The sequence below is a fragment of the Sanguibacter suaedae genome (assembly GCF_016342785.1).
Classification (GTDB): Bacteria; Actinomycetota; Actinomycetes; order Actinomycetales; family Cellulomonadaceae; genus Sanguibacter; species Sanguibacter suaedae.
In genome coordinates this window covers 363,597-387,800 of the sequence record NZ_JAEINH010000001.1, presented here as the reverse complement: position 1 = coordinate 387,800, position 24,204 = coordinate 363,597, and the positions used below count along the sequence as shown (strand labels likewise).

The following is a 24,204-nucleotide window of genomic DNA, read 5'->3' as shown; positions in this document are numbered from 1 at the left end:
TATCGCCCACGGTCCCGCAGCATTCACGTCGTCGTTCACGAGCGGCCGTCCTCGAGGATCGCGACCGTCTCTGTCGACAACGACGTGTTCACGGCATGCCACGCAGAGGCCACCTGGTCAGGCCGTGAGACGCCGACGACCGGGATGATCGGCGCCGACCGCTGGGTCATCCACGCCAGCACGAGCTGACCCGCATCGATCCCGGTGGCCAGCGCCTGCGCGCGCAGGGTCGCCAGACGTTGCTCGACCCCGGGCGTGTCGTACTCGGCCGGCAGCGGCCGTTCGAGGCGTGTGTAGGCGCCCGACAGCAACGGTGAGTACCCGAGCAGGACCACATCGGCTGCCTGCGCGGTCCGCTCGGTCACCTCGTCGAGCGCGACCTGCGGGGTGATATCCACGGCGGGATCGGGCTGCAACCAGGTGAAACGCTGCTGGAGCGCACGGTAGGGGTGGTCGCTCGCTGCCCGCAGCGACTCCCCCAGACGCGATGCCGTGAGGTTGCTCGCGGCGACCTCACGGACCAGTCCGTCATCGACCAGTTCGCCGAAGACCCCCAGGGTCTCCGCGAGGGGGACCGATCGGTCGTCGATGTGGGCGTAGAGGACGTCGATCCGATCGGTACCCAGGCGTCGCAGGCTGCCCTCCACCTGCTCACGGGCCGAAGCGGCAGACAGTCCCGTGACGTGCTGCAGGTCGCTGTACCCGGGCAGTGGTCGTGCACCGACCTTCGTGGCCACGACGACCTCGTCGCGCGCCGCCGACCCCCGAGCCCTGAACCACCGGCCGAGGACCATCTCCGACTCGTCGCCGGTACCACCTGCCCAGAACGCATAGTTGTTCGCGGTGTCCCAAAACGTGGCGCCCGACGCGGCGGCAGCATCCAGGCACTCCGACGCCGACGAGGGGTCGACGGTCGTCCCGAAGTACATGGTGCCCAGTGCCAGTGGTGGCACTGGGACGCTGCCGATCCTGCGGTTCGCCGTCGTCATGCCGGGAATCCTCACACCTGGACCGTGGTCCAGGTCAAGGAACTCATCCCTCGCACCCCCGACGGAGGCAGCGCTCGACGCGCTCCGCGCCTGAGGGCCTTGTCCTGCACGCGGCAACCACCTAGTGTTTATCGACATCGATAACGCCAGAGATCTGCGCTCAGGGGGAGACATGACGACGTCCGAGGACACCGAGGCCAGGACACCGGTCACGCACAGGAGGGGCGCCCGTGTGCTGCTCGCTCTCATGACCGGAGCGGTCCTCGTCGCGGGCGGTCTGGCGCTCGCGTACGGGCTCGTGCGCATGTGGACCCTCGGGATCACCGGTCGGTACCTCGTCGTCTTCGGCGAAGGTGACCCGAGGCTCACCCTGGACGCCCTGCCCCAGCTCCTCCAGCTCACCAGCCGTGACGGGGACACGCTGCCTCTCGAGCACCTCCCGGCCGGCCTGCGCGTGCTCGCGGCGTCGCCCGAGCTCACGAGCGGCATCGTCGCCTTCGTCGCGGCCCTGCTCGTCGTGGTGCTCGTGCGCGCCATCGCCCGCGGCGACGCCTTCGGGCGACGACCACGACGCGCGCTCGCGGGACTCGGAGCCGTGCTGCTGGGCGGCGGGGTGCTGCAAGGGCTTCTCGACACGGCGGCCGTCGCCGCCGTCGTCTCGGCGACGCGCTCCGGCGCCCTGCGGACCCCGGAGTTCGAGCGGGTCTACATGGGGACGGGAATCGACGTCCCGCACTGGCCCGTGCAGACCATCATCGTCGGTGCGGTCGCGCTCGTCCTCCTCCTCGCGTTCCGTGCGGGCGCCGACCTCCAGGAGGAGACGCAGGGCGTCGTCTGACGCGCCCGCGACACGCACCTGGGTGCACGGCACCCAGGTGCGACGCGGCCTTCCCGGCGGTGGCGGGAGCGACGAGCGTGGGTGCCATGGACACACACATGGGACAGAAGATCGTGCTCGTCACCGGGGCGAGCAGCGGCATCGGGGCGGCGACGGCGGAGCGGCTCGCGGCGGACGGGCACCACGTGGTGCTGGGTGCGAGGCGCCGCGAGCGCCTCGACGAGGTGGTGGGGCGCATCGTCGCGGTGGGAGGGTCGGGGCAGGCCGTCGACCTCGACGTCACGGACGCCGACGCCCACCGCGCCGTCGTGGACGCCGTGGTCGCGGAGCACGGGCGGCTCGACGTGCTCGTCGCCAACGCGGGCGTCATGCCGCTCTCGCGCCTCGACGCGGGGCGGGTCGACGAGTGGCGTCACATGGTCGACGTCAACGTCCTCGGCCTCCTCCACGGCATCGCGGCCGCCCTGCCGCACTTCACGGAGCGCGGCGTCGGGCACCTGGTGACGGTCGCGTCGATCGGTGCGCACGAGGTGCCGCCGACGAGCGCCGTGTACTCCGGCACCAAGTTCGCAGCTTGGGCCATCACGGAGGGCCTGCGCGTCGAGTCGCCCGCCGGGATCCGGGTCACGACCGTCTGCCCGGGCGTGACGACGAGCGAGCTCGCCGACCACATCACCGACCCGCACGCCCGCGACGCCATGGTCGCCTACCGGGCCAGCGCCATCCCGGCGTCCAGCATCGCGGCGAGCATCGCCTTCGCCGTCGGACAACCACCCGAGGTGGACGTCAACGAGATCATCGTGCGCCCGGCGGCCCAGCGATGAGCGCCCACCTGGGCCTGTGGTGCACCGCGGACGACCACGTCCGCCAGGAGCTGCGCCCCGACGGCCGCTACGTCGAGGCCCGCGGCACCCGCGAGGCCGCGTACACGGGACGCTACGAGGTCACCGGTGACCGCATCGAGTACTGGGACGACACCGGCTTCACCGCCGACGGCGTCTTCGTGGCGGGCATCCTCCACCACGGCGGCATGGTCATGCACCGGCGGTGACACCCCTGACGCGCCCCCGGCGCCCTGTGTCAGTGCGACGTCGCCGCGAGCGTCCCCAGCATCGCGAGCGAGTCCGCGTCCACCGTGCCGGGGGCCGCGTGGTAGGTGACGAGCTGCTGGCCGGGGGCGCCACGGACGTCGAACGCCGTGTACCCGACGGTGAGCTCCCCGACGGCGGAGTGCCGGAACGTCTTCGCGTCCTGGGTCTTGCCGCGCACGTCGTGCCGGGCCCACAGGCGCCGGAAGTCGTCGTCCGCGTCGAGCAGCTCCGTGACGAGACGAAGGACACCGTCGTCCGCGGGGGCCGTACCGAGGGCGTTCCGCAGGTTCGCCACGCACGCCTCGGCGGCGCGATCCCAGTCGACGAAGAACCGACGCCCCACCGGGTCGAGGAACGTCATGCGCACCAGGTTGTCGACGTGCGCGAAGTCGGAGAACAACGCCCGACCCATCGCGTTGCACACCAGGACGTCCATGCGCGGGTCGATGACGAACGCCGGGGTGGTCGGCCACGACTCGAGCAGCCCCGCGAGGGACTCGTCGACCACCGGCGGCGCGGGCCGTCGAGCAGCAGGCGCCAGCCCGGCGAGACCGAACAGGTGGGCGGCCGCGTCGTGGTCGAGGCGCAACGTCCGCGCGAGGGAGTTGAGGAGCGCGGGCGACGGGTTCTTCTCCCGCCCCTGCTCCAGGCGCGTCAGGTAGTCGACGCTCACGCCCGCCAGGAGCGCGACCTCCTCCCGGCGCAACCCCGGCACCCGCCGCGGCCCCGACGACGGCAGCCCGACGTCGGCCGGCCGGACCGCAGCCCGTCGCGCCCGCAGGAACGCCCCCAGATTCGTGCTCATGCCCCGACCGTACCCGCGGCGGGGCGCCACCTGCCTGGGTGCGGTACACCCAGGCGAGGGGTTGGGCACCATCGTCTCTGCGCGTGTTGAACAGTGGCGCCAGAAGGAGATATTGTGGGATCGAACGTCGCGGTCTGTACACCTAGCCACCCGGGTCCAGTCCGCCTAACGCGGGTGGCCATGAAGGAGTCCAACATCGTTGGGCTCCTTTCGTGCGTCTGAGGGAGATGCCCAGTGCCCGGAGCGACAACGTCTGCGACGCAGCAGCAGCGAGCAGACCTCGACCGGCTCCTCTCAGGTGGGCGGATGAACAGCTACGACGCTGCCATCAGAGCGGAAGGTGCGACGGGATACGACGCGCTCGACCTCTACGTCTACAACATGGCACTCGCTGGTGCGCTCCTCGGACCGTTGCACATCCTTGAGGTGGTCGTCCGCAACTCCATGCACGCCGCTCTCGCGGAGTTCGCGGGCCGGGAGGACTGGTGGGAGGACAGCAGGGTGCCCCTCGATCGGTGGCACCTCGACCAGGTACGGAAAGCGCGAGACAAGGTGGCGCGGACGCGGCACGCCACATCGGCGGTCTCACCGAACGATGTCGTCGCAGCCACCGACTTCGGATTCTGGACGTCGCTGCTCCAGAGCCGGTACGACCGTCCGCTCTGGCAGGACGTCCTCAGCGAGGCCTTTCCTCATAGTCGACGGCAGCGCGACCAGCTCAAGCGCGGGCTCGACACGCTTCGCCGTTTGCGCAACCGAGTGACGCATCACGAACCCATCCACACCCGGGCCTCGCACAGCGACTTCGACCAGATCGTGATGTTCATCGGCTTCGTCAGCAGACCCGTCGCCGAGTGGGTGCGCGACCGTTCGCTGGTCCCGTCGGTGGTTGCCGCCAGGCCAGGAGAGTCGACGCCGGTCCGACGATTCTGATTCGTCTCGGGAGCCCCGGGGCGCATCCACCGACCGGTGGACCCCTGCGTCGGCCGGTGGACGGCTACCGTCCGCGCACGGCGCCGACCAGCATGGACGTATGACGACACCACCGGCAGTGCGGGTCCGCGGACTCACCAAGACGTACGGGACGGTCCGGGCCGTGCAGGGCATCGACCTCGACGTCGAGCAGGGGGAGACCCTCGCCCTGCTCGGCCCCAACGGGGCGGGCAAGTCCACGACCGTCGAGATCCTCGAGGGCTACCGCGACCGCACCGCCGGTGACGTGTCCGTCCTCGGCGTCGACCCCGGGCGGGGCGGCGTCGCGTGGAAGGCGCGGCTCGGCATCGTCCTCCAGACGAGCAGCGAGACGCCCGCGGTGACCGTGCGGGAGCAGGTCGCGCACTTCGCGGCCCTCTACCCGCGCCCGCGGGACGTCGACGAGGTCGTCCAGGCCGTCGGCCTCACCGCACAGGCCGGGATGCTCGTCCGCAACCTGTCCGGTGGGCAGCGGCGCCGCGTGGACGTCGCCCTCGGGATCGTCGGCAACCCGGAGCTCGTGTTCCTCGACGAACCCACCACCGGGTTCGACCCCGAGGCCCGCCGCAGCTTCTGGGACCTCGTCCGCGGCCTCAAGGACGACGGCACCACCATCGTCCTCACCACGCACTACCTCGACGAGGCCGCCCAGCTCGGGGACCGCGCCGCCGTCATCGCGCAGGGCCGCCTCCTCGAGGTCGACCGCGTCGACCGCATCGGCGGACCCGACGCCCGCACCCCGATCGTCCGATGGACGCACGACGGCCGGCCGCGCAGCGAGCGCACCCGTGAGCCCGGGCTGCTCGTCGCGCGCCTCGTCGCCGAGACGGGGCGCGAGCCCGACGACCTCGAGATCGTGCGCCCGAGCCTCGAGGACGTGTACCTCGACATGGTCGCCACCGCCACCGCCGCCGCGGCTGACGACGCCGCCGTGGCCGACGACCACCAGCCCGCACGGACGGAGACCGCAGCATGAGCGCCACGACCACCGCCGCCACGCCCACCCCGCCCGCCGCCCGCCCGGCCCGCACCCAGCGCCTGCGGAACCCCGCCGTCCTCGCCGCGCACCGCGTCGGCTACGAGGTGCGGTCCTACTTCCGCCAGTCCGACACCCTGTTCTTCACGTTCTCGTTCCCGCTTCTCATGCTCACCATCTTCTCCGTGGCGTTCTCGAGCTCCGACTTCGGTGACGACCAGGTGTCCGTGACCGCCGCCCAGTACTACCTGCCCGCCATGCTCGCCGCCGGCGTCCTCCTCTCCGGGCTGCAGAACCTCGCCATCGACATCGCCACCGAGAAGAACGACGGCACTCTCAAGCGCCTCGCCGGCACCCCGCTGCCCCCCGCGAGCTACCTCGCGGGCAAGCTCGGGCAGGTCGTCGTCACCGGGTGCATCCAGGCGGCCCTGGTCATCGCGCTCGCGGCGGTGGCCTTCGGGGTGCCCCTCCCGACGGACCTCGGTGCGTGGCTGACGTTCGCCTGGGTGCTGCTCCTCGGCATGGTGACGTGCGGGCTGCTGGGCATCGGGCTGAGCGCCCTGCCCCGCAGCGGCCGGTCCGCGTCCGCGGTGATCACCCCGCCCGTGCTGTTCCTCCAGTTCATCTCCGGCGTGTACCTGCCGTTCAACGGCCTGCCGTCGTGGTTGCAGGACGTGGCCGCGCTGTTCCCCCTCAAGTGGTTGGCGCAGGGCATGCGGTCGGTGTTCCTCCCCGAGGAGTTCGCGGCCGTCGAGGCCGGAGGCGCGTGGGACCTCGGCGGGGTGGCGCTCGCGTGCGCCGTGTGGCTCGTGGTGGGTGCCGTCCTGTGCCGGGTGACGTTCCGCTGGGTGCGGCAGAGCGGCCGGTGAGGACGGGCGGCAGCGGCGACGCGTGGCAGGCTGGGCGCATGTCGAGCGCTGCGGGGTCCGGGGCGTCGCCCGTCCGCCCACCGGCCGGCTGGGGCTGGTGGGACGTGGCGTCCGTCGGCGTGCCCCTGGTCACGGCCCTCGCGACGTGGGGCGTCACCCTCACGGGCGGGTGGCCGGGGCCGGAGCGCGGTCTGGCGTCGGCTGCCGTGATGCTCGTGGCGCCGGTCGCGTGGCTGACGTTCGGGCGGCGGGTGGTTGCCGAGGAGGCCGACGGCCGGTTCTGGACCCCCCGGTCCCTCGCCTACCAGGGAGTGCTCGTCGTCGTCCTCGGTGTCGCCACCGGGCTCGCCCCCAACGCGGCGATCCTCCAGTGCCTGGCCTACCCGACGGTGTGGTTCTTCGCCGCGGGGGTCCGTGGTGCCGTGGTGGGCAGCGCCGTCGTGGCGTCGTCCATGGCCGTCGGGCACGCCGCAGGGCAGGAGTGGGCGCCCGACGCCGTGGGTGGCGCCGTGGTCATCGCCCTCCTGTCGTTCGGGCTGAGCATGGGCCTGGGCCTGTGGATCACACGCATCGCCGCGTACGGCGAGGAGAGGGCGCGCCTGCTCGACGAGCTCACCGCGGCCCAGGACCGCCTCGCCCACGTCAACCGCGACGCGGGCATGCTCGAGGAGCGGGAGCGCATCGCCCGCGACATCCACGACACGATCGCCCAGAGCCTCACCGGCATCGTGCTCCTCGCCCAGCGCGCGGGCACCGAGCTCCGGGCAGGCGGGGAGGACGCACGGGCCGCCGCGAGGGCAGCCGCGACCGTGGCGGCCATCGAGGAGAACGCCCGGGACGCGCTCGCTGAGGCGCGCGGCCTCGTCGCCGCGGTGTCGCCCGCGTCGCTCGACGACGGCGGGGTCGTGGCCGCGGTGCGACGCTTCGCGGCGCGCTTCGAGCGGGAGACGGGCATCCCGGTGGCGGTCACCGACGACGTCCGCGACCCGGTCGCCCGCGACACCGAGGTGGTGCTGCTGCGGTGCGTCCAGGAGGCGCTGGCGAACGTCCGCAAGCACGCGGGCGCGACGCGCACCACCGTCCACCTGGGGTCGGCCCACGGGGCGGCGTCGGTGCGCGTCGAGGACGACGGGTGCGGGTTCGACGTCGACGCCCCGCACGACGGCTTCGGCCTCGAGGGCATGCGCCGCCGCCTGGCCGTCGACGGTGGGCGGCTCGACGTGACGTCAGGACCGGGGACGCGCCTCACAGCGACCGTCCCGACACGATGAAGGGCGAGGGCATGGGCGAGGTGGTGCGGGTGCTCGTCGTCGACGACCACCCGGTGGTGCGGTCCGGGATCGTCGGCGTGCTCCAGGGCGCCGACGGCGTCGAGGTCGTGGGGGAGGCCGGCGACGGTCTGGCGGCCGTCGAGGAGGCCGCCCGGTTGCGACCGGACGTCGTCCTCATGGACCTGCGCATGCCGCGCCTCGACGGCGACGAGGCGACCGCCCGCATCGTCGCCGACGTCCCCGGCGTGAAGGTCGTGGTCCTCACCACCTACGAGACGGACGACGCGATCCTGCGCGCCATCGAGGCCGGGGCGAGCGGCTACCTGCTCAAGGCAGCACCGCAGGACGAGATCGTCGAGGGCGTGCGCTCCGTCGCTCGGGGCGAAGTCGCGCTCGCACCGGCAGTCGCTGCGCGCCTCGTCCAACGGCTCGCCGCACCTGCTCGGCCGACGCTGTCGCCCCGCGAGACGCAGGTGCTGCGCCTCGTCGCGCAGGGCCGCAGTAACCCGCAGATCGCTGCCGAGCTGTTCGTCGGGGAGGCCACCGTGAAGACGCACCTCATCCACGTCTTCGAGAAGCTCGACGTCGACGACCGCACCCGCGCCGTCACCAAGGCCATGGAGCTCGGGCTGCTCTGAACGGGGCCCGCGCGGGGAGTCTAGGGAAATCTAGGGGACTATAGGAAAATTCCTATACTCGGCTAGATTTCCCTAGATCTGCGGTTCGGTGGCCGGCGAACCTGGTCCTCGGGCGTCGCCCGCGACACGTCACGGCGAGTCCTGCGCGGCCATCTCCGCCGCCAGCTCCTCGCACCGCAGGCGGGCCGGCGAGAAGTCGTAGGGCATGAGCGCGACGGCGTCGGCCGCGCTCATCGGGTGCTGCCGTGGGCCGGAGACTTGGTCCGTCTCGTCCGCACCGTCGTCAGCGGTCTCGGGGTGCAGTGCGTCCCAGGCGTCGAAGAGCGCGTCGTCGTCGGCCGCCAGCCCGGAGGTCTCGATGGTGGCGTGCAGCGCCACCTCGAAGGCGTGCCGTCGGGCAGCGACCTGCGCGACGCGGGGGTCGTCGACGTCGACCGTGTCGTCGAGCGCCTCCTCGGCGGCGTCCACGCCGTCGGACTCCTCCCGCAGCCCCGGATGGGTGGCCAGGGCGATGTACCGGCCGGCGTTGACCGCCGCACCGAGCGGACCGAAGACCCGCTCGACGACGAGCAGGTTGTCCAGGTCCGCCTGACGCAAGGACCCCTCCGGCAGGTGATCGAGGCGTGCGGCGACGAAGTCGTCGAGCAACCCCAACCTGCTGCCCCGCACGCGCATCCGCTGCACCGCCGCACGCTGCTGCCGCACCTCGGCCTCCTGGGCGGCGAGGGTCTCGTCGAGCCGGTCCAGGACGCCCGCGACGTCCGGGTCGCCCTCGGTGGGGGCGGCCGCGGTGAACGCATCCCGGATGTCGTCCAGGGCGATCCCGGCGTCGGCCGTCCTCCGGACCCACAGCAACCGGATCATGTCGTCGTACCCGTAGCGGCGCCGGCCGTCACTACCCCGCTCGGGCTCCGGGAGCAGGCCGATCGCGTGGTAATGGCGGATCGCGCGCGGCGTGGTGCCGGCGAACGCCGCGGCGGCACCGATCGTGACCCGACGCGGCGGGACGGACGACGAGACCATGGGTGGGACCTTCCTCGGTGGGGCAGGACGTGGTCCACCGCATCACGTCACGCTACGGAAGGTGCAACCCCGAGCGCCCCGACGGCACGGTCACGACCCGCCGGACCCCGTGGTGGCACGCAGCGCGAGGAGCGCGATGTCGTCCTCGTGCTCGTCGGCGACGGAACCGAGGAGCATGTCGCAGAGCTCCTCCGGGCCCAGGTCCGCGTGGGCGCGCACCGTCTCGAGGAGCCACCGCAGCCCGTCCTTCGCGGGGACACCGCGCCGGTCGATGAGACCGTCCGTGTACAGCAGGACGGTCGCCCCCGTGGGGAGCTCGACGTCGTGGTCGGTCCGGGAGGCGACGTCCCCGAAACCGAGGAGCAGCTCGGAGGGCGCCTGGAGGAACCGGGCGCCACCGTCGGGCAGGAGCAGCAGCGGCGGGTAGTGCCCGGCGTTCGACCACCGCAGGGTGCGAGAGCCGACGCGTTCCTGCTCGGGGGTCTGCTCCACCTGGGCGAGGACGGCCGTCGCGAACGTCCCCAGGCCCAGGCCCTTCATGGCGACGTCCAGTCCCGACAGGACCGCGGCGGGCGGCTTCCCGAGCGTCATGCTCACACCGCGCAGCAGGTTCCGCAGCTGGGCCATCGTCGCCGCCGCGTGCCGGTCGTGACCGGTGACGTCGCCGATCGCGAAGGTGAGCGTCCCCGGGGGGACGACGAACGCGTCGTACCAGTCGCCCCCGATCTGCGCGTGCCGCGCCGACGGCGAGTACCGGACCGCGACCTCGAGGTCGTCCGCCTGGGCGGCCTCGGTGAGGAGGCTGCGCTGCAGCGCCTCGGAGAGGTTCCGCTCCGCGGCCACCTGCTCCAGCTCGCGCGTGAGGGAGTCGATGCGGTGCAGGGCCTGGCCGCAGAGGGTCGCGAACACCGTCATGAGCTCGAGGTCGCGCTCGGTGAAGGTCTGGTCCGCCTCCCATCCGATGGTGAGCGACCCCAGCACCCGGTCCCCGGCGCTCAACGGCAGCGACACCCAGGCGACCATCCCCGTGAGGTCCAGGACGTCCGCCATGCCGTCGGACCAGCGCAGCGACGCCTGCCTGTCGGGCAGCACCACCGGTTCGCCCGTGGCGGTCGCGACCGCTGCCGGCAGGGGGTCGTCCAGTCGCAACCGCCCGTACGCGGCGTGGACGTCAGGACCCAGGGACGTGGTGACGGTGAGGTGCACGCTCGTCCCGTCGTCGTCGAGGACGGCCACGGACCCGCCGTCCGCCCCGAGGACGCTCAGCCCCCGGTGCACCACGATCTCCGCGAGCTCGGTCACGTCCTCGGCACCCGTGAGGTGCCGGGTGACCTCCATGAGGCCCGTGAGTCGGCGCGCCGCACCGGCCTCCTCGGTGAGGGCCTCCCGCAGGGCGTGGTGGTGCTGGTACAGGTCGTGCTCGCCCTCGGCGGTGCCGGTGAGCGACTCCATGTACGCGGTGACGTCCTCCGCCCGGTGCACCAGGTGCGTGACCGTGCCGTCCGCGTCGAGGACGGGTGCGTTCACGGGCAGCCACCACCGCTTCTCGAACGTGCCGTCGGGGCGGGGCACGTTGTAACGCTGCACGGGCATCGTGTCGGGGCGCCCCGACACCCGGACGCGCTCGAGAGACGCCGCGAGGTTCGCGGTGGCGCGCGCGTCGGGGTCCAGGGGGTCGTCGGGGAACGCGTCGAACAGGTGCTTGCCGACGACGTCGTCGGCGCTCCGGCCGGTCGCACGGTCACGGGCCGGGTTGGTCGCGACGACCACGAGGTCCGGGGTGAGCACGAGGTACGGCGTCGGCAGGGCGTCGAACAGCGCGGCGAAGTCGATGCCTGCGCGGCCGCTCTGGTCGTGATCGCTCATGGTGGTGCTCCCTCCTACCGGGTGAACACTTCCACAGCAGGGGAGATGTGGCGCGCTGGTGGTGTCCGTCGTCCTGCCGCCCGTCACCCGAGCCGGGCGAGGAGCGCGCTCAGCGGCCGGTCCCTCACGAAGACCGGCACGACGTCGAGGGGCGCGTCGACCGTGACGTCCTGCCCGCCGTCGTGCTCGCGACCGGTCGCGAGCTCGACCCATCGCGCGCCCCGCGGCAGGTACACGCTGCGCTCACGGGCGCCCGCCGCGACGACGGGCGCGACGAGGACGTCACCACCGAACATGTACTGGTCGGCGACGTCCCACGCCCGCTCGTCGTCGGGGAACTCGTGGAACAGGCCGCGCAGCACGGGCTGCCCGTGCTCGTGCGCCTCCTCCATGAGGCTGCGCGTGTACGGCCGCAGGGTCTCGCGCAGCTCCAGGCATCCCGTGAGGATGCGCAGGACGTCGTCCCCGAAGCTCCACAGCTCGTTGGGGCCGCCGGAACGCAGTCGGGGTGTGCCGTCCGCGGCGGTGACGTCCTCGTAGGGCAGGCGGTCACCGTGCATGCGCATCACCGGGCAGAACGTGCCGAACTGCATCCACCGGATGAGCAGCTCGTGGAACGCCGGGTCCGTGGAGTCGCCCTCGTGGAACCCGCCGACGTCCGTGGTGAACCACGGGATGCCCGCCACGCCCATGTGGATGCCCGCGGTGATCTGTCGGCGCAGGTCCTCGAAGGTGGAGTGGATGTCCCCGGACCACACGAGCGCCCCGTACCGTTGGCTGCCCGCCCAGGCGCACCGCACGAGGTTGACGACCTCGTGCTGGCCGGCGGCGACCTGCCCGTCGTAGAAGGCTCGCGCGAACAGCTGGGGGTAGACGTTGCCCACCTGCGCGGCGGGGCCGAGGTGGTAGCGGTAGTTGTCGAAGTCGTACACCCCGTACTCGGGTTCGGCCTCGTCGAGCCAGAAGGTCTGGATGCCGTGGGCGAAGTAGTTCTGCTCCACGAGCTCCCACAGCCGGCGGCGTGCGTCGGGGTTGGTGACGTCGTAGAACATCGACGGCCCCTGGAAGCCCATCTGCACGTCGAGGCCGCGCTCGGCCTTGACGAGGAAGTTGCTCCGGCGCAGCTCGGTGAAGTTCTCGGAGCTGGTGGACACCTGCGGCCACACGGACACCATGAGCTCGATGCCCATGTCCCTGAGCTCGGCGACCATGGCCGCAGGGTCCGGCCAGAACTCCTCGTCGAAACGGAAGTCACCCATGTGCGGCCAGTGGAAGAAGTCCGCGACGATGACGTCCATGGGCAGCCCGCGGCGCGTGTGCTCGCGGGCCACCTCGAGGAGCTGTTCCTGGTTCCAGTACCGCAGCTTGCACTGCCAGTACCCGAGGCCGTGCTCGGGCATCATCGGCACGTGACCTGTGGCGTCGGCGTACGCTGCCGTGATCTGCGCGGGGGTGTCTCCCACGGTCACCCAGTAGTCGAGCTGCTGGGTCGACTCCGCCACCCAGTCTGTGCGGTTGGCCGCGAAGGTCGCCCGCCCGACGGCCGGGTTGTGCCAGAGGAACCCGTAGCCCGCGCTGGACAGCACGAACGGCACGCTCGCCTGCGAGTTGCGGTGGGCGAGCTCGAAGGTGCTGCCCTTGATGTCGAGGGTGTGCTGCTGGTACTGGCCCATCCCGTAGAGCTTCTCGGCCGGGTTCGCCTCGAAGCTCGCCGTGAGGCGGTGGGCGCCCCCCGGGGTCGCCTGGAACGCGCGCGCACGGAGCTTGAGTGAGCCGCCGGCGTCGAGCTCCTTGAGCAGGACGGTGCCGTGCCGGTCCACGATCTCCAGGGAGCACGCGGACGTCTCGTACCCGGTCTGCTCGTCGAACCCGCTCCGGGCCCGCAGACGCGCGGTGATGCGCCCGGTGGTGATGGTCGCCGTCTCACCGTCGACGATGATCTCCGCCTCACGGGACGCGGGCTCCAGGAGGGCCCAGTCGGTGAGCAGGACGTCACCCATCATGGTGGCGCGCACCCGGAGGCTGTTCGCCCCCCAGGGTTCGACGACGAGCGTCTCGCCGTCCCCCCGCCACACGAGACGGTGATCTTCTGCGTCGAACGTCCTCATCGGTGTGCCTTCCTGCGCTGCCTCAGGGCTGGACGGGTCGCGACGACGGTACTCCCCGAGGGCCGGTGCGCGCCGACGCGGCGCGCGGGCCGGCAGGACGTCGCGGTGCGCGGCCGGTGACAGGGTCGAGAGCGGTGTCGTCGAAGTGGTCAGGCCCTGATCTCGAAGCGGCGCAGGCGCTTGCGGTCCTTGCTGGACGACGACGCCTGGAGGGCGAGGAGCTCCGCGTACACGCCGCCGGTGGCGGCGAGCTCGTCGGGCGTGCCGATCTCGTCGACCCGCCCGTCCTTGATGGTGATGATGCGGTCCACGCTCGAGATGGTCGACAACCGGTGCGCGATCACCAGGGTGGTGCGGCCCGCGACGAGGCGGTCGAGGCCTTCCTGGACGAGGCGCTCCGACCGGGAGTCGAGGCTGCTCGTCGCCTCGTCGAGCACGAGGACGGGCGCGTCCTTGAGGATCGCGCGGGCCACCGCGATGCGCTGCTTCTGGCCGCCCGACAGCTTGATGCCGCGCTCCCCGATCTCCGCGTCGTACGCGGCGGGGAACCTCTCCACGAACTCGTGGGCGTTCGCCGACCGTGCCGCAGCGACCACGTCGTCGGTGGTGGCGTCCGGGGACGCGTACGCGATGTTCTCCCGGATGGTCCCGGAGAACAGCGACGGGTCCTGGAAGACCACGCCCACCTGGGCGCGGAGGTCGTCGAGCGGCATGGCGGACGTGTCGGTGCCACCGATCCGCACGCTGCCCGCGTCGGGCGTGTAGAGGCGCAGGAGGAGGCTGACGATGGTGGTCTTCCCGCCACCGCTCTCCCCGACGAGCGCCACCCGCTCCCCGGGCTCGATGGTGAACGACACGTCGCGCAGCACCTCGTCGCCGCCCGCGTACCCGAAGGACACGGAGTCGAACTCGACGCCCACCGGTGCGTTGCGCGTCGTGGTGCCCCCGGCCGGCGCCGGCGCGGCGGCGGGCAGGGCGTCTCGCTCGCCGGTCTCCGCCATGACCGAGAAGTAGTCGCGGCTGCCCGCGATCGCGTGCTGCGCGGAGTCCACGAGGTAGCTCATGGACATCACGGGCTGCCGGGCCATGCTCACCAGCTGCACCAGGAGCACCATGTCGCCGATGGAGAACGCCCCGTTGGCGGTCTGCACGAAGATGATGGCGAACACCCCGAAGAAGATGACGTTCAGGGCCGCGCGACGGGCGGTGTCCATGAGGTGCCAGTAGCGGGACTGGACACGCGTGGTCGCGATGGTCGACGCGTAGCGGTCGTCGAACACGCCCAGCTCGCGACGCTCCTGCACGTAGCTCTTCACCACGCGGATCTGCCCCACGACCTCCGCGAACCGTCCGCCCGCCACGTCGTAGTCGCGGTTCTTGACCTGCTCCAGGGCCTGCCAGCGGACGCTCGTGAGCGTCGTGAGCCACGTGAACAGCGGGTAGATGACCGCCAGGAGCAGGGCGATGGGCCACGAGTAGAACGCCGTGATGACGAGCACCGCACCGACGGTGAGGAGCATCTGGAAGAAGTTGTTCGCGAACATGTTCACGAACGACGTGACCTCGGTGATGGATCGCGACAACCGGTTGATGACGGTTCCGGTGAGCTCGTCGTCGAAGTACCGCTGCGGGAGCGTGAGGAGCTTGGCGAAGTAGCGGCTCGACAGGGTGGCGCGCAGGCGGGCCGCCATGACGTCCCCCAGGTAGCCGCCGACGTTCGTCAGCAGCGTGTTCGCGAGGTCCGTCACGAGCAGCGCGACGGCCAACCACATCACCGTGGTCACCGCGCCCGTGGCGCCCTGCGTCGCGTCGACCACGACGTCCGTGGCGCGGGCGATGATGAACGGGATGAGCAGGCTCGTGGCCGCCACCGCGACCGACGCCACCACGATCGCCACGTAGTACGGCCACAGGTCACGACCGACCTTGAGGATCCGGGCAAGGCTGCGCACTGGTCCTACTTCCTGCCGATCAGCGGCCCGTGGGGCGGGGCCGGACATGTGCTGGTCAGTCTGCCAGCAGCGTGCGACACGCCCCGTCATCTTGCTCTAGACCGGCAAGGGGAGGAGATCTCAGACCTGGGTGTCCGATGTGGGGCGCAGCTTGCGGAAGAAGGTCGCCGAGTCGTCGTAGCCGTGGCCCAGGTAGAAGGGGCCCGCTCGGCGGCTCGCGAGGGAGACGTAGGCGGCGCCGCGACCGGCGGCCCACTGCTCGGCGTGGGCGAGGAGCGCCGACCCGACTCCCTCGCCCCTGTGGCCCTCGGCGACCATGAGCTCTTCCACCCACACGACCTCCCCGTCGGCGATGAACGTCAGGTGGGCGTGCGCCGACAGGTACCCGACGACCGCCCCGTCGGTCTCCGCGACGAGCAGGAGCGTGGAGTCGAGCGAGAGCAACGCTGCGAAGGTCGCCCGGAACGTCGCCTCGGTTGGTGTGAACGTCGTCGCGAACGCCACGACGAGAGGCCACACGTCAGCGGCGTCGTCGGCCTGTGCCGCACGGACGAGCGCCGACCCGTGTGCGGCGCACGCGTCGCCATCGACGGGCGGGACAGGACGGTCGACCGGGCGCACCTCGCTGGACGGCATGCCGGGGAGCATACGGGGAAGTCGTAGGGAGAGAGGAAGTGCCAGAGCGCTACCGTGCTGCCGTTGGTGTTCCCGACGACAGGACGGCCCATGACCGACAACACTCCCGCCGAGACGCGAGCGCACCCCGAGACGCGAGCGCGCCCCGAGAACCTCGCGCTCCACGACGCGTTGCTCCGTCACCAGGACGCGCTCCGCGACACTGCCCGCGACCTCGATGACGCAGCCGCAGGCACCCGGCCCACGCTCAGTGCCCTCACCGTCGGCACGGTCCTCAAGCACGTCACCGGCATGCAGGGACGATGGGTGCGGGTCGCGCTCGCAGCCCCGGACCCCGCACCCCGGGAGGACCCGGCGCTGCGCGACGCAGAGTTCGTGTGGGGCGTCGACGACCACCTCGAGACCGTCCTCCGCGACTTCGACGACGTGTCCGCCCAGGTGCTCGACGCAGTCCTCGCTCTCGACCCCGACAGCCCGGGGACGGACAGGCACGGCAACGCCTGCACGGTCCGCTGGGTGTGGTTCCACGTCCTCGAGGAGCTCACCCGCCACGCCGGTCACGCCGACATCCTCCGGGAAGCCCTCGACGGCACGGTCGCGACGGGCAGCCCAGCGGCGCACGCCCGGTGATGCGCGACGTGCGGCTGTGCGTCCTCGGGGACTCCTTCGTCGCGGGCGTCGGCGACACCTCCGGGTTCGGGTGGGTGGGGCGCCTCGCAGGCGCTGCCGCAACGGAGGGCGTGGCCCTCACCACCTACAACCTCGGGGTGCGACGCGAGACCACCTCCGACGTCGCCGCCCGTGCGGCCGACGAGGTCCGGCCGAGGCTGGCAGGAATCGCCGAGCCGCGCGTCGTCCTCGCGACGGGGGTCAACGACACCGTCGTCGAGAACGGCACCCAGCGCGTATCGACCGCCGAGACCCTCGCCGCGCTCACCCGCATCGTCCACGCGCTCAGTCCGTCGCCGCTGCTCCTCGTCGGGCCACCACCGGTCGAGGACCCGGAGCACGACCGACGCGTCGCCACCCTCAGCGAGGCGCTCGCGGACCGGGCGGCGGACCTCGGCGTCCCGTTCGTCGACACGTACGCCGCCCTCCGCGATGACGCCACGTGGCGGAGCGAGGTGGCCGCCGGGGACGGCTACCACCCCGGCCCCGCTGGCTACGAGCGCCTGGCGCAGGTGCTGGTCCCACCCGTCGTGCGCTGGCTCGCGCACCCGTCCCGCTGACGGGGCGTGCTCTTGTGGACGATGCGTGCGCTCGCGGCGCCGCCCCGTCCACGAAAGCACGCCCCGTCGGCCACGATGCCGCGAGGGTAGGGATCGGGGGACCGAGGGCCGCGAGAGCAGGGGAGGGAAGGGAGGATGGTGCTGTGTACAGCGAGAGAGTGCGGGAGTGGGGCGGGACGACGTGGGTGTCGTCCGGGTCACCTGCGTCGGTGGTGCCGGCGGACGGGTGCGTCGACCTCATCTGGCATGACGGTGAGGTCCTGGTGTCGGGGCCGTCCACGCGGATGATCGAGACGCGGGCCGACACCGACGTCGAGACGATCGGTCTGCGCCTCGCGCCGGGCGCTGCGGGGACGATGCTCCCCGTCGGCCTGGGCGAGCTCCGTGACCTGTGCGTCCCGTTCCGCGACGTCGCGGCCGTCCGCGTGGTCGACGCCGTGCGGGCGGCCTTCCGATCCCCGGCCGCCGCCCGGTGGGGCGACCCCACCCCGCTCGCGCCGCCGCTGCAGGACGACGCGCGCTTCGTGGAGGGCGCCCGTCGAGCAGCCGCGAACGGCATGCCTGTGCGTGAGGCGGCCGACGCCCTCGGCTGGTCCGAGCGTCACCTCCGCCGCCGGATGACCGCGCACTTCGGGTACGGGTACGTGACGCTCCTGCGCATCGAGAGGTCGCGTCGCGCGGTGGCGCTCATCGCCCGTGGCCTGCCGCTCGGGCTGGTCGCCAGCGAGGCCGGCTACGCCGACCAGTCGCACCTCACCCGGGAGGTCCGACGCATGACGGGCTCGACTCCAGGTCAGCTCGCCCACACGGGCGCGACGCCCGGTCAGCTCGTCGGCAGCAGCGCGTAGAGGTCCACGGAGTTGCCGTCGGGATCGAGGACCGTCGCGTACCGCTGCCCCCAGGGCGCGTCCCACGGGGCGACGTGCGGCGGGTACCCCTGGGCGGCGAGGCTCGCCACGGTCGCGTCGACCGCGTCGGGTGTGCCCTGGTCGAAGGCGAGGGCGATCCGGTGCCCGCCCGTCGGCGGCTCGTACGCGGGGTCGAAGCTGCGGATCGTGTCGACCGTGTCCCACGCCAGCGCGACGCCCCCGTCCAGCGTGGCGTCGACGTGCGGGGCGTCGTCCACCCCGTCGGGCACGGGCACCCCGAGGGCCCGGTAGAAGGCGAGCGACGCCCGCATGTCGGTGGTGACGATCCCGATGAATCCCAGTCGCAAGGTCATGCCACCCACGCTACGGCTACCACCCGCGGGCAGTCTTGAACAGGACGGCCACGCGGGGCCCTCTGCAGCCGGTGGTGTCCGACGGGGCGTGCTCGTGTGGACGGGGCGTGCGCTCGAGGCGCCGCACCGTCCACGAAGGCACGCCCCGTCCGGCTGGGGTGAAGGAGGTGAGGGGGATGGGGGCAGGGGGAGGGCGCTTGCCCGTGGGCTCTGGGCCCTCCTGCGCGCCCCGGGTGGCCCGCGTTACGGTGGAGATGACGGCCCGACGAAGGGCCTGGAGGGGGAGACGACCATGCTGACCGCCGCCCTGATCGTCGCGTACGGGGCGTGCGCGGGGATCCTGCTCGCCTACTGCGACGGCCGGGACGTCCCCTCCGCCGTCACGGTGGCCTTTCGTGTCATGTACCTCATCACGATCGTGGCCCTCGCCTGGGCGGAGTGGGTCTCGATCCCCATGGTCTTCCTCATGATCGCGGTGATGGGGATCGTCGCCTTCGCCTATGGGCCGTGGGTCTGGACCGACCACCCGGCGATGGCCGAGCAGGGCTACCTGCGGCGCGCCTGGGTCGCCCAGCGGCACCGCAAGCACCTGCGCACCAGGGACACCCCGCTGCCTGGTCAGGTCCACCGCACCTGAACCGCGCAGTCATCATCGAGCTCCCGGTGCACCGCGCCGTCGCGGGCTCGTGGCGTCGCCGGATCGGTCAGCACCACCATGTGCGTCCGCGTGCCGCCCGCACTCCGTGCGGCGGTGAACATCCGTGCCTAGCGTGGGTGCATGAGCATCCCCACGCACACCCTCCATGACGGCACCACGGTTCCCGCGATCGGTTTCGGCACGGCGATGCTCAAGGGCGCTCGCGGTGTGGACGCGGTCGTGTCGGCCCTCGACGAGGGGTACCGCCTCATCGACAGCGCGTTCAACTACGAGAACGAGGGCGCTGTCGGTGAGGCGGTACGCCGCACGTCGGTGCCGCGCGACGAGATCCTCGTGTCCACGAAGCTCGCGGGACGGCACCATGCGCACGACGACGCGGTCGACGCGGTCCACGAGTCCCTGTACCGGACCGGCCTGGACCACCTGGACCTCGTCCTCATCCACTGGCCCAACCCCAGCAAGGACCTGTACGTCGAGGCCTGGCAGGCGCTCCTCGAGCTGCAGCAGCAGGGCGTGGTCCGGTCCGTGGGGGTGAGCAACTTCCTCCCCGATCACCTCGACCGCCTGGTGGCCGAGACGGGCGTGGCGCCGGTGATCAACCAGGTGGAGCTCCACCCGTACTTCCCGCAGGCCGAGCAGCGGGAGGCCGACGCCCGCCTGGGCGTCCGCACCGAGTCGTGGAGCCCGCTGGGCCGGGCGGGCGACATCCTCGACGAACCGATTCTCTGGGAGCTGGCGCACGCGCACGGCCTCACCGTCCCGCAGCTGATCCTCCGCTGGCACGTCCAGCTCGGCAGCATCCCGCTGCCCAAGGCGACGAGCCGCGAGCGCCAGCGCGAGAACCTCGGCATCTTCGACGTCGAGCTGACCGACGACGAGATGGCGCTCGTCACCGCGCTGGGTCGCCCGGACGGTCGGAACAACGACCAGGACCCGGCGGTCTACGAGGAGTTCTGACGGTGCCGGGCGGTGAGGGCGCCGCAGCGAGGGTGAGCGCGGAGACCGTGGTCACCGACGCGCCGGCCCGCCTGCGCGTGCTCGAGGCGGGGACGACGCCCGACGCGGCCCTGGCGTTCTTCGACACCCTCCCGCCGGTCGCGGTCGACGACCTCATCGGTGCGTGGCGTGGGTCGGGTGTACCGACGGGCCACCCGTTCGACGGAGCCCTGGAGCGTCTGGGCTGGCACGGGAAGCGGTTCGAGGATGCGGAGCGTGCGCACCCGTTGGTGTTCCGCGGGCGTGGGGACCGCCTGGTGCGCATCGACCCGCGTCTCCTCCCGCTGGGTGCGGCCCTCCGTATGGCTCCGCTGCTGCGCACCCGGGCCGCGGGCGTGGTCTTCGCGGCCGTCCGCCCGCTGCTCACGACGACGCACCCGCAGGCTCGGGTCCGGGCCGTCGAGCACCGGGGCGTGGTGACGGCCGCGATGGTCTACGACCGGCAGCCGATCATCGACGCGTTCCGCCGTGTGGACGCCCACACGCTCCTGGGGGTCATGGACCTGCGGGGCATGGGCGAGCCGTACGTGTTCGTGCTGCGCCGCCAGCGCTCGCGCGACGACCTGGGGGCGCAGTGACGATGCACGGCGCCCTGGCCCAGACGTCCGCCGGGCTCACCCGAGGAACGCCGCGGCGGTCGCTACCAGTGCGGCGCTGAGCAGCACGAGGAGCACGACCCTGTCGAAGCCGGCGGTGTCGAGGCGGGCGAACACGCGTTGCCCCATGAGGTACCCGGCGAGGGCGGCGACGACGAGCCACCCGATGCCCGGGATGACGACGAGGACACCACCGGCGGCGAGCGCGACGAGGCTCAGGGGCAGCCGCACGAGGTTGAGCGTGACCAGGGTGTCGCGGACGGTGCTGGGGTCGTAGGGCCTGTGCGCGAGGTAGAGGACCGTCGGTGGCCCGCCCAGGGTGGTGGCGGTGCCCAGCGTGCCGGAGAAGATTCCTGCCAGTACACCCCACCGGCGTGGGACCACACGGGTGTGTCCGGCGCGCAGACCTACCCATCGCATGGCCACGGCGACCACGACGGTCGCTGCGATGAGCAGCAGGAGGGGGCAGGGCGGGAGGGTGGCGAGGAGGTAGGCGCCCAGGGCCAGGCCCGGGACGGAGGCGACACCGACGATGCCGACCTCGTCCCACCGTGGGCGGGGGAGGCGGCGGCGGAGCGTGAGGATGAGGACGTCGACGGCGGTCCCGGTGACGAGGACCATGCCGACGGCTTCCGGGCCTCCCACCAGCGCGGCGCCGACGGGGGCGGAGAGGATCGCGAACCCGAAGCCGGTGACGGTCTGCAGGAGGGAGCTGACGAGGATCAGCAGGGCGAGGACCACGAGGAGCATGACGTCGGCCGGCACGAACAACGAGGTGGGCACCATCGATTGTCCCGTGAGGCTTGCTGCTGTCCAGTGCTCCGACATTCACATATCGGTAGATCGTGGACAGGTGTGGTCCGCAGGGCTAGCGTCGGTGGGAGCGGGCTGCCCCTCTGACGCCACGCGCCTCAGCTCACCTCCGGGAGAGGACCTCGACCATGACCGACGCCCAGCAGCCGCCCACCCCGGAGCTGATCACCGTCGACGGGACGCCCACCATGGTGGTGCGGGGGGTCGTGCCGATGAGCGAGCTGCCGTCGTTCTTCGACCGGTCCTTCTCCGCCCTCGGGGAAGAGCTCGGGCGACTCGGTACGGAGCCTGCGGGGCCGCCCTTCTCCTACAACGTCCGTCTACCCACCGACACGAGCGACCTCGAGGTCGGCTTCCCCGTCCGCGAACCCGTGGAACCGACCGGTGACGTGGTGCCCTCGTCGCTCCCCGGCGGCCGGGTCGCGACGGTGCTGTACCAGGGCGGCTATGACGGGCTGGTCCAGGCGTGGACCCGCTTGCACGAGTGGGTCGCGCAGCAGGGGCTCGGCGTGACGTCGGGGTCGTGGGAGGTCTATCTCAACGAACCCACCCCAGACGGTGACCCCGACGCGAACCGCACCCAGCTGTACCAGCCGGTCACCGACGTTTGACCGCTGACCGCTGACCGCCAGGCGCCGGTCAGCCGGGGAGCCCTGCGCGCGCACCCGTCCCGACCGACCAGGTGACGACGCGCCACGCCCCTCGGTCACACCGTCGCCGTCCTGCCGAACGTCACTCCCGCGAGCTCCTCGGACACCCGCCAGACCCGGTCGGCCTCCGCGACGTCCCGCAGGGGACGGTACAGGGCGTGCTCGGCCGGGGCGCCACCGAGGTTGCCCGGTCCGGCCGGACCGTAGAGCTGTCCACCGTGCGCCTGCGCTGACGTGGCGGCGAGCAGGGCGGGCAGCTGGGCGCTCTCGAGCGTCCCGAGCAGGATGCCCGCGCGGGAGAGCCGTCGGATGACGGCGATCTGCGGGGTGTCGCGGTCCCGTCCCAGCTCGGGGCGCGCGGAGAGCAGGCTCGTCGGGGCGATGCCGGGGTGCGACAGGTTGCTCGTGATGCCCCAGCCGTGGGTGCGACTGTGTCGCTCGAGCTCGAGCGCGAAGAGACCGAGGGCGATCTTCGACTGGCTGTAGGCGCGCCGGCCGTCGTAGAAGCCCTCCCAGTTGATGTCTTCCCAGTTCACCGCGCCGCTGCGAGCAGCCACGCTGATCTGCGTGGTGACGCGCGCGCGGCCCGCGGACAGCAAGGGCAGGAGGTGGGCGACGAGGGCGACGTGCCCGAGGTGGTTGGTACCGAGCTGCAGCTCGATCCCGTCGACGGTGGTCCGACGTTCGGGCGGTGTCATGACCCCGGCGTTGTTCACGAGGATGTGGATCGGACGACCTTCGGCGCACAGCTCGGCCCCCAGCGCGGCCACGGAGGCCAGCGACGCAAGGTCGAGGTCCCGCACCGAGAGGCGGGCCGAGGGGTCCCCACGGCGGAGGAGGGCGGCGGCGGCCTCGCCCTTCGGTCGGTTGCGGACGGGGAGGATGACCTCGGCTCCCGCGGCTGCGAGCTTCTGGGCGATGCCGAGGCCGATCCCGTCGCTGGCTCCGGTGACGAGGGCGCGCCGACCGGACAGGTCGGGCAGGGGCAGGTGAGGCGTACGAGGCATGGTGTCGCTCCTGGTGGTCGAGGGGTCAGCGGAGGTCCGGCGCGGGGGCCGAGGGGAGGGGGACGGCGAGAGACCTGCCGACCGTCTGGCGGGCGACGACCAGGGTGACCGCGAAGTGGACGGCGAACAGCAGCGGCAGACCGACCTGGATCGCAGCGAGGACACCTGGCTCGTCGGCGACGTAGAACACGACGCGGACCACGAAGTTCGCCCCGGCCATCGTCAGGCCGATCAACGAGCTGATCGTGTAGATGCGCCGCAGCGCAGGGTGCCGGGGCCAGTCGCGGGGCCCGCCCGCCAGGCGGTTGACCATGAGGCCCGCCAAGGGCCGGCGCGCCATGAAGGAGATGGCATAGGCGAGGACGAAGACGGCGGGCAGCAGCATCGTCGGCAGGAAGAAGGCACGGGCCTCGCCGGCGACGGCCGCGACGGTCGCGCAGACCGCAGCGACCAGCAGGCCCGCGACCGCGGCCCCGGGCGACTCCCGACGAGCGAGGCGCACCCCGCTTGCGAGCACCGCGGTCACCGCGAGAGCGACGAAGGCCGCCTCGAGCCCTGCGGCGGCGTCGGTGACGACGAAGGCGACCGTCGGAGCGGTCGCGGCGGCAAGGCCCACCGGTCCGCCGACGCGCTCCAGGGCCCGTCCGGCAGCGGCCCGCCCCGCGGACTGCTCCGGTGGGTCGGGCAGCCCGAGCACCCGGCGGGCGGTCGCGCTGACGTCGGACGTGTCGTCGGCGGGGCTGGCTGTGCCTGCGGTGCCGAAGGGACCGGCATGGTCGGATAGCTGGTTGACGAGGGTGGGGTGCTGGGTCACGAGTTCCTCCTGGGTCGGTCGGCGTTCGCTGCCAGCCTCGTCCAGGGCGCGGAACCCAACCAGGGCCTGATGATCCGTGGCTGCGCGGGCGACGTCGGGGCGCTGCACCCGGCGGATCGCTCAGAGGGGGATCGACAGGCCGTGGCTCCCGACGGTCGGGCACGGTAGGAACGGGGGTATCGAGA

26 protein-coding genes are annotated in these 24,204 nt (G+C 72.2%); 15 read left to right on the top strand and 11 right to left on the bottom strand.

The genetic code is table 11. From position 1 onward, the window contains the following. Positions 1-35: 35 nt before the first annotated feature. Entirely contained in the window at positions 36-989 is a 954-nt protein-coding gene (locus tag JAV76_RS01970; protein ID WP_198732327.1) for an aldo/keto reductase, read from the bottom strand. Positions 990-1,161: 172 nt separating this feature from the next. Here JAV76_RS01970 and JAV76_RS01965 point away from each other — a divergent pair, with 172 nt between their 5' ends. The 3 genes from JAV76_RS01965 (at position 1,162) to JAV76_RS01955 (ending at position 2,878) form a co-directional block, all read left to right on the top strand. Next, on the top strand, positions 1,162-1,827 hold the full coding sequence (locus JAV76_RS01965) for a hypothetical protein (RefSeq protein ID WP_198732326.1): 666 nt from the start codon (positions 1,162-1,164) through the stop codon (positions 1,825-1,827). 98 nt (positions 1,828-1,925) lie between these two features. Continuing rightward, the gene (locus JAV76_RS01960) at positions 1,926-2,651 is read left to right on the top strand and encodes an SDR family oxidoreductase (RefSeq protein ID WP_198732325.1); all 726 of its coding nucleotides are present in this window, start codon (positions 1,926-1,928) and stop codon (positions 2,649-2,651) included. Next, a complete protein-coding gene (locus tag JAV76_RS01955) occupies positions 2,648-2,878 on the top strand; it encodes an Atu4866 domain-containing protein (protein WP_198732324.1) in 231 nt (76 codons plus the stop codon). Before JAV76_RS01960 ends, JAV76_RS01955 begins: the two co-directional genes overlap by 4 nt. 29 nt (positions 2,879-2,907) lie before the next feature. On the opposite strand, the gene JAV76_RS01950 is transcribed toward JAV76_RS01955, so the two are convergent. Further along, positions 2,908-3,723 carry a helix-turn-helix domain-containing protein gene (locus JAV76_RS01950; protein ID WP_198732323.1) on the bottom strand — a complete coding sequence of 272 codons (816 nt, stop codon included), beginning with the start codon at positions 3,721-3,723 and terminating at the stop codon, positions 2,908-2,910. Positions 3,724-4,029: 306 nt separating this feature from the next. On the opposite strand from JAV76_RS01950, the gene JAV76_RS01945 reads away from it, so the two are divergent. The 5 genes from JAV76_RS01945 (at position 4,030) to JAV76_RS01925 (ending at position 8,449) form a co-directional block, all read left to right on the top strand. Next, complete coding sequence (locus JAV76_RS01945) at positions 4,030-4,656, top strand: Abi family protein (RefSeq protein WP_198732322.1); 627 nt, start codon at positions 4,030-4,032, stop codon at positions 4,654-4,656. A gap of 100 nt (positions 4,657-4,756) precedes the next feature. Further along, positions 4,757-5,671 carry an ABC transporter ATP-binding protein gene (locus tag JAV76_RS01940; RefSeq protein ID WP_198732321.1) on the top strand — a complete coding sequence of 305 codons (915 nt, stop codon included), beginning with the start codon at positions 4,757-4,759 and terminating at the stop codon, positions 5,669-5,671. Continuing rightward, a complete protein-coding gene (locus JAV76_RS01935; RefSeq protein WP_198732320.1) occupies positions 5,668-6,540 on the top strand; it encodes an ABC transporter permease in 873 nt (290 codons plus the stop codon). Before JAV76_RS01940 ends, JAV76_RS01935 begins: the two co-directional genes overlap by 4 nt. A 38-nt stretch (positions 6,541-6,578) precedes the next feature. Beyond that, positions 6,579-7,811 (top strand): sensor histidine kinase, encoded by a 1,233-nt coding sequence (locus tag JAV76_RS01930; protein ID WP_198732319.1) that lies wholly within the window; start codon positions 6,579-6,581, stop codon positions 7,809-7,811. Further along, positions 7,808-8,449: a response regulator gene (locus JAV76_RS01925; protein WP_230401696.1), complete on the top strand. Its 642-nt coding sequence runs from the start codon at positions 7,808-7,810 to the stop codon at positions 8,447-8,449. Before JAV76_RS01930 ends, JAV76_RS01925 begins: the two co-directional genes overlap by 4 nt. A 129-nt stretch (positions 8,450-8,578) precedes the next feature. Here JAV76_RS01925 and JAV76_RS01920 read toward each other — a convergent pair whose 3' ends face one another. From JAV76_RS01920 to JAV76_RS01900, 5 genes are all read right to left on the bottom strand, one after another. Further along, positions 8,579-9,472, bottom strand: a complete 894-nt coding sequence (locus JAV76_RS01920) for a MerR family transcriptional regulator (RefSeq protein ID WP_198732318.1) — start codon at positions 9,470-9,472, stop codon at positions 8,579-8,581. Between the two features lie 90 nt (positions 9,473-9,562). Further along, positions 9,563-11,338 (bottom strand): SpoIIE family protein phosphatase, encoded by a 1,776-nt coding sequence (locus JAV76_RS01915; RefSeq protein WP_198732317.1) that lies wholly within the window; start codon positions 11,336-11,338, stop codon positions 9,563-9,565. An 83-nt stretch (positions 11,339-11,421) separates the two neighbouring features. Continuing rightward, positions 11,422-13,446, bottom strand: coding sequence for a glycoside hydrolase family 31 protein (locus tag JAV76_RS01910; RefSeq protein ID WP_198732316.1), 2,025 nt, complete (start codon positions 13,444-13,446; stop codon positions 11,422-11,424). A 149-nt stretch (positions 13,447-13,595) separates the two neighbouring features. After that, positions 13,596-15,398 (bottom strand): ABC transporter ATP-binding protein, encoded by a 1,803-nt coding sequence (locus tag JAV76_RS01905; RefSeq protein WP_198732315.1) that lies wholly within the window; start codon positions 15,396-15,398, stop codon positions 13,596-13,598. Between the two features lie 120 nt (positions 15,399-15,518). Beyond that, entirely contained in the window at positions 15,519-16,034 is a 516-nt protein-coding gene (locus JAV76_RS01900; RefSeq protein WP_198732314.1) for a GNAT family N-acetyltransferase, read from the bottom strand. A gap of 90 nt (positions 16,035-16,124) precedes the next feature. Between JAV76_RS01900 and JAV76_RS01895 the strand changes: the two genes are divergently transcribed. From JAV76_RS01895 to JAV76_RS15180, 3 genes are all read left to right on the top strand, one after another. Next, entirely contained in the window at positions 16,125-16,664 is a 540-nt protein-coding gene (locus tag JAV76_RS01895) for a mycothiol transferase (RefSeq protein WP_198732313.1), read from the top strand. Beyond that, positions 16,664-17,263 (top strand): DUF459 domain-containing protein, encoded by a 600-nt coding sequence (locus JAV76_RS01890; RefSeq protein ID WP_198732312.1) that lies wholly within the window; start codon positions 16,664-16,666, stop codon positions 17,261-17,263. The genes JAV76_RS01895 and JAV76_RS01890 overlap by 1 nt, the downstream gene beginning before the upstream one ends. A 143-nt stretch (positions 17,264-17,406) precedes the next feature. Beyond that, positions 17,407-18,111: a helix-turn-helix transcriptional regulator gene (locus JAV76_RS15180; RefSeq protein ID WP_198732311.1), complete on the top strand. Its 705-nt coding sequence runs from the start codon at positions 17,407-17,409 to the stop codon at positions 18,109-18,111. On the opposite strand, the gene JAV76_RS01880 is transcribed toward JAV76_RS15180, so the two are convergent. Continuing rightward, positions 18,087-18,485, bottom strand: a complete 399-nt coding sequence (locus tag JAV76_RS01880) for a VOC family protein (protein WP_198732310.1) — start codon at positions 18,483-18,485, stop codon at positions 18,087-18,089. The two genes, JAV76_RS15180 and JAV76_RS01880, sit on opposite strands and share 25 nt — an antisense overlap. Before the next feature lie 292 nt (positions 18,486-18,777). Between JAV76_RS01880 and JAV76_RS01875 the strand changes: the two genes are divergently transcribed. From JAV76_RS01875 to JAV76_RS01865, 3 genes are all read left to right on the top strand, one after another. Continuing rightward, positions 18,778-19,122, top strand: coding sequence for a hypothetical protein (locus JAV76_RS01875; RefSeq protein ID WP_198732309.1), 345 nt, complete (start codon positions 18,778-18,780; stop codon positions 19,120-19,122). A gap of 141 nt (positions 19,123-19,263) precedes the next feature. Beyond that, positions 19,264-20,100: an aldo/keto reductase gene (locus JAV76_RS01870; protein WP_198732308.1), complete on the top strand. Its 837-nt coding sequence runs from the start codon at positions 19,264-19,266 to the stop codon at positions 20,098-20,100. 2 nt (positions 20,101-20,102) lie between these two features. After that, on the top strand, positions 20,103-20,717 hold the full coding sequence (locus JAV76_RS01865) for a DUF4334 domain-containing protein (protein WP_307843946.1): 615 nt from the start codon (positions 20,103-20,105) through the stop codon (positions 20,715-20,717). Positions 20,718-20,753: 36 nt separating this feature from the next. Here the strand turns inward: JAV76_RS01865 and JAV76_RS01860 are convergent, their stop codons facing one another. Then, positions 20,754-21,518 (bottom strand): sulfite exporter TauE/SafE family protein, encoded by a 765-nt coding sequence (locus JAV76_RS01860; RefSeq protein WP_198732307.1) that lies wholly within the window; start codon positions 21,516-21,518, stop codon positions 20,754-20,756. Positions 21,519-21,676: 158 nt separating this feature from the next. On the opposite strand from JAV76_RS01860, the gene JAV76_RS01855 reads away from it, so the two are divergent. Next, positions 21,677-22,159 carry a GyrI-like domain-containing protein gene (locus JAV76_RS01855; protein ID WP_198732306.1) on the top strand — a complete coding sequence of 161 codons (483 nt, stop codon included), beginning with the start codon at positions 21,677-21,679 and terminating at the stop codon, positions 22,157-22,159. 95 nt (positions 22,160-22,254) lie between these two features. Here the strand turns inward: JAV76_RS01855 and JAV76_RS01850 are convergent, their stop codons facing one another. Then, complete coding sequence (locus JAV76_RS01850; RefSeq protein WP_198732305.1) at positions 22,255-23,205, bottom strand: SDR family oxidoreductase; 951 nt, start codon at positions 23,203-23,205, stop codon at positions 22,255-22,257. Between the two features lie 25 nt (positions 23,206-23,230). Further along, positions 23,231-24,019, bottom strand: a complete 789-nt coding sequence (locus tag JAV76_RS01845; RefSeq protein WP_198732304.1) for a DUF3159 domain-containing protein — start codon at positions 24,017-24,019, stop codon at positions 23,231-23,233. Positions 24,020-24,204: the final 185 nt, after the last annotated feature.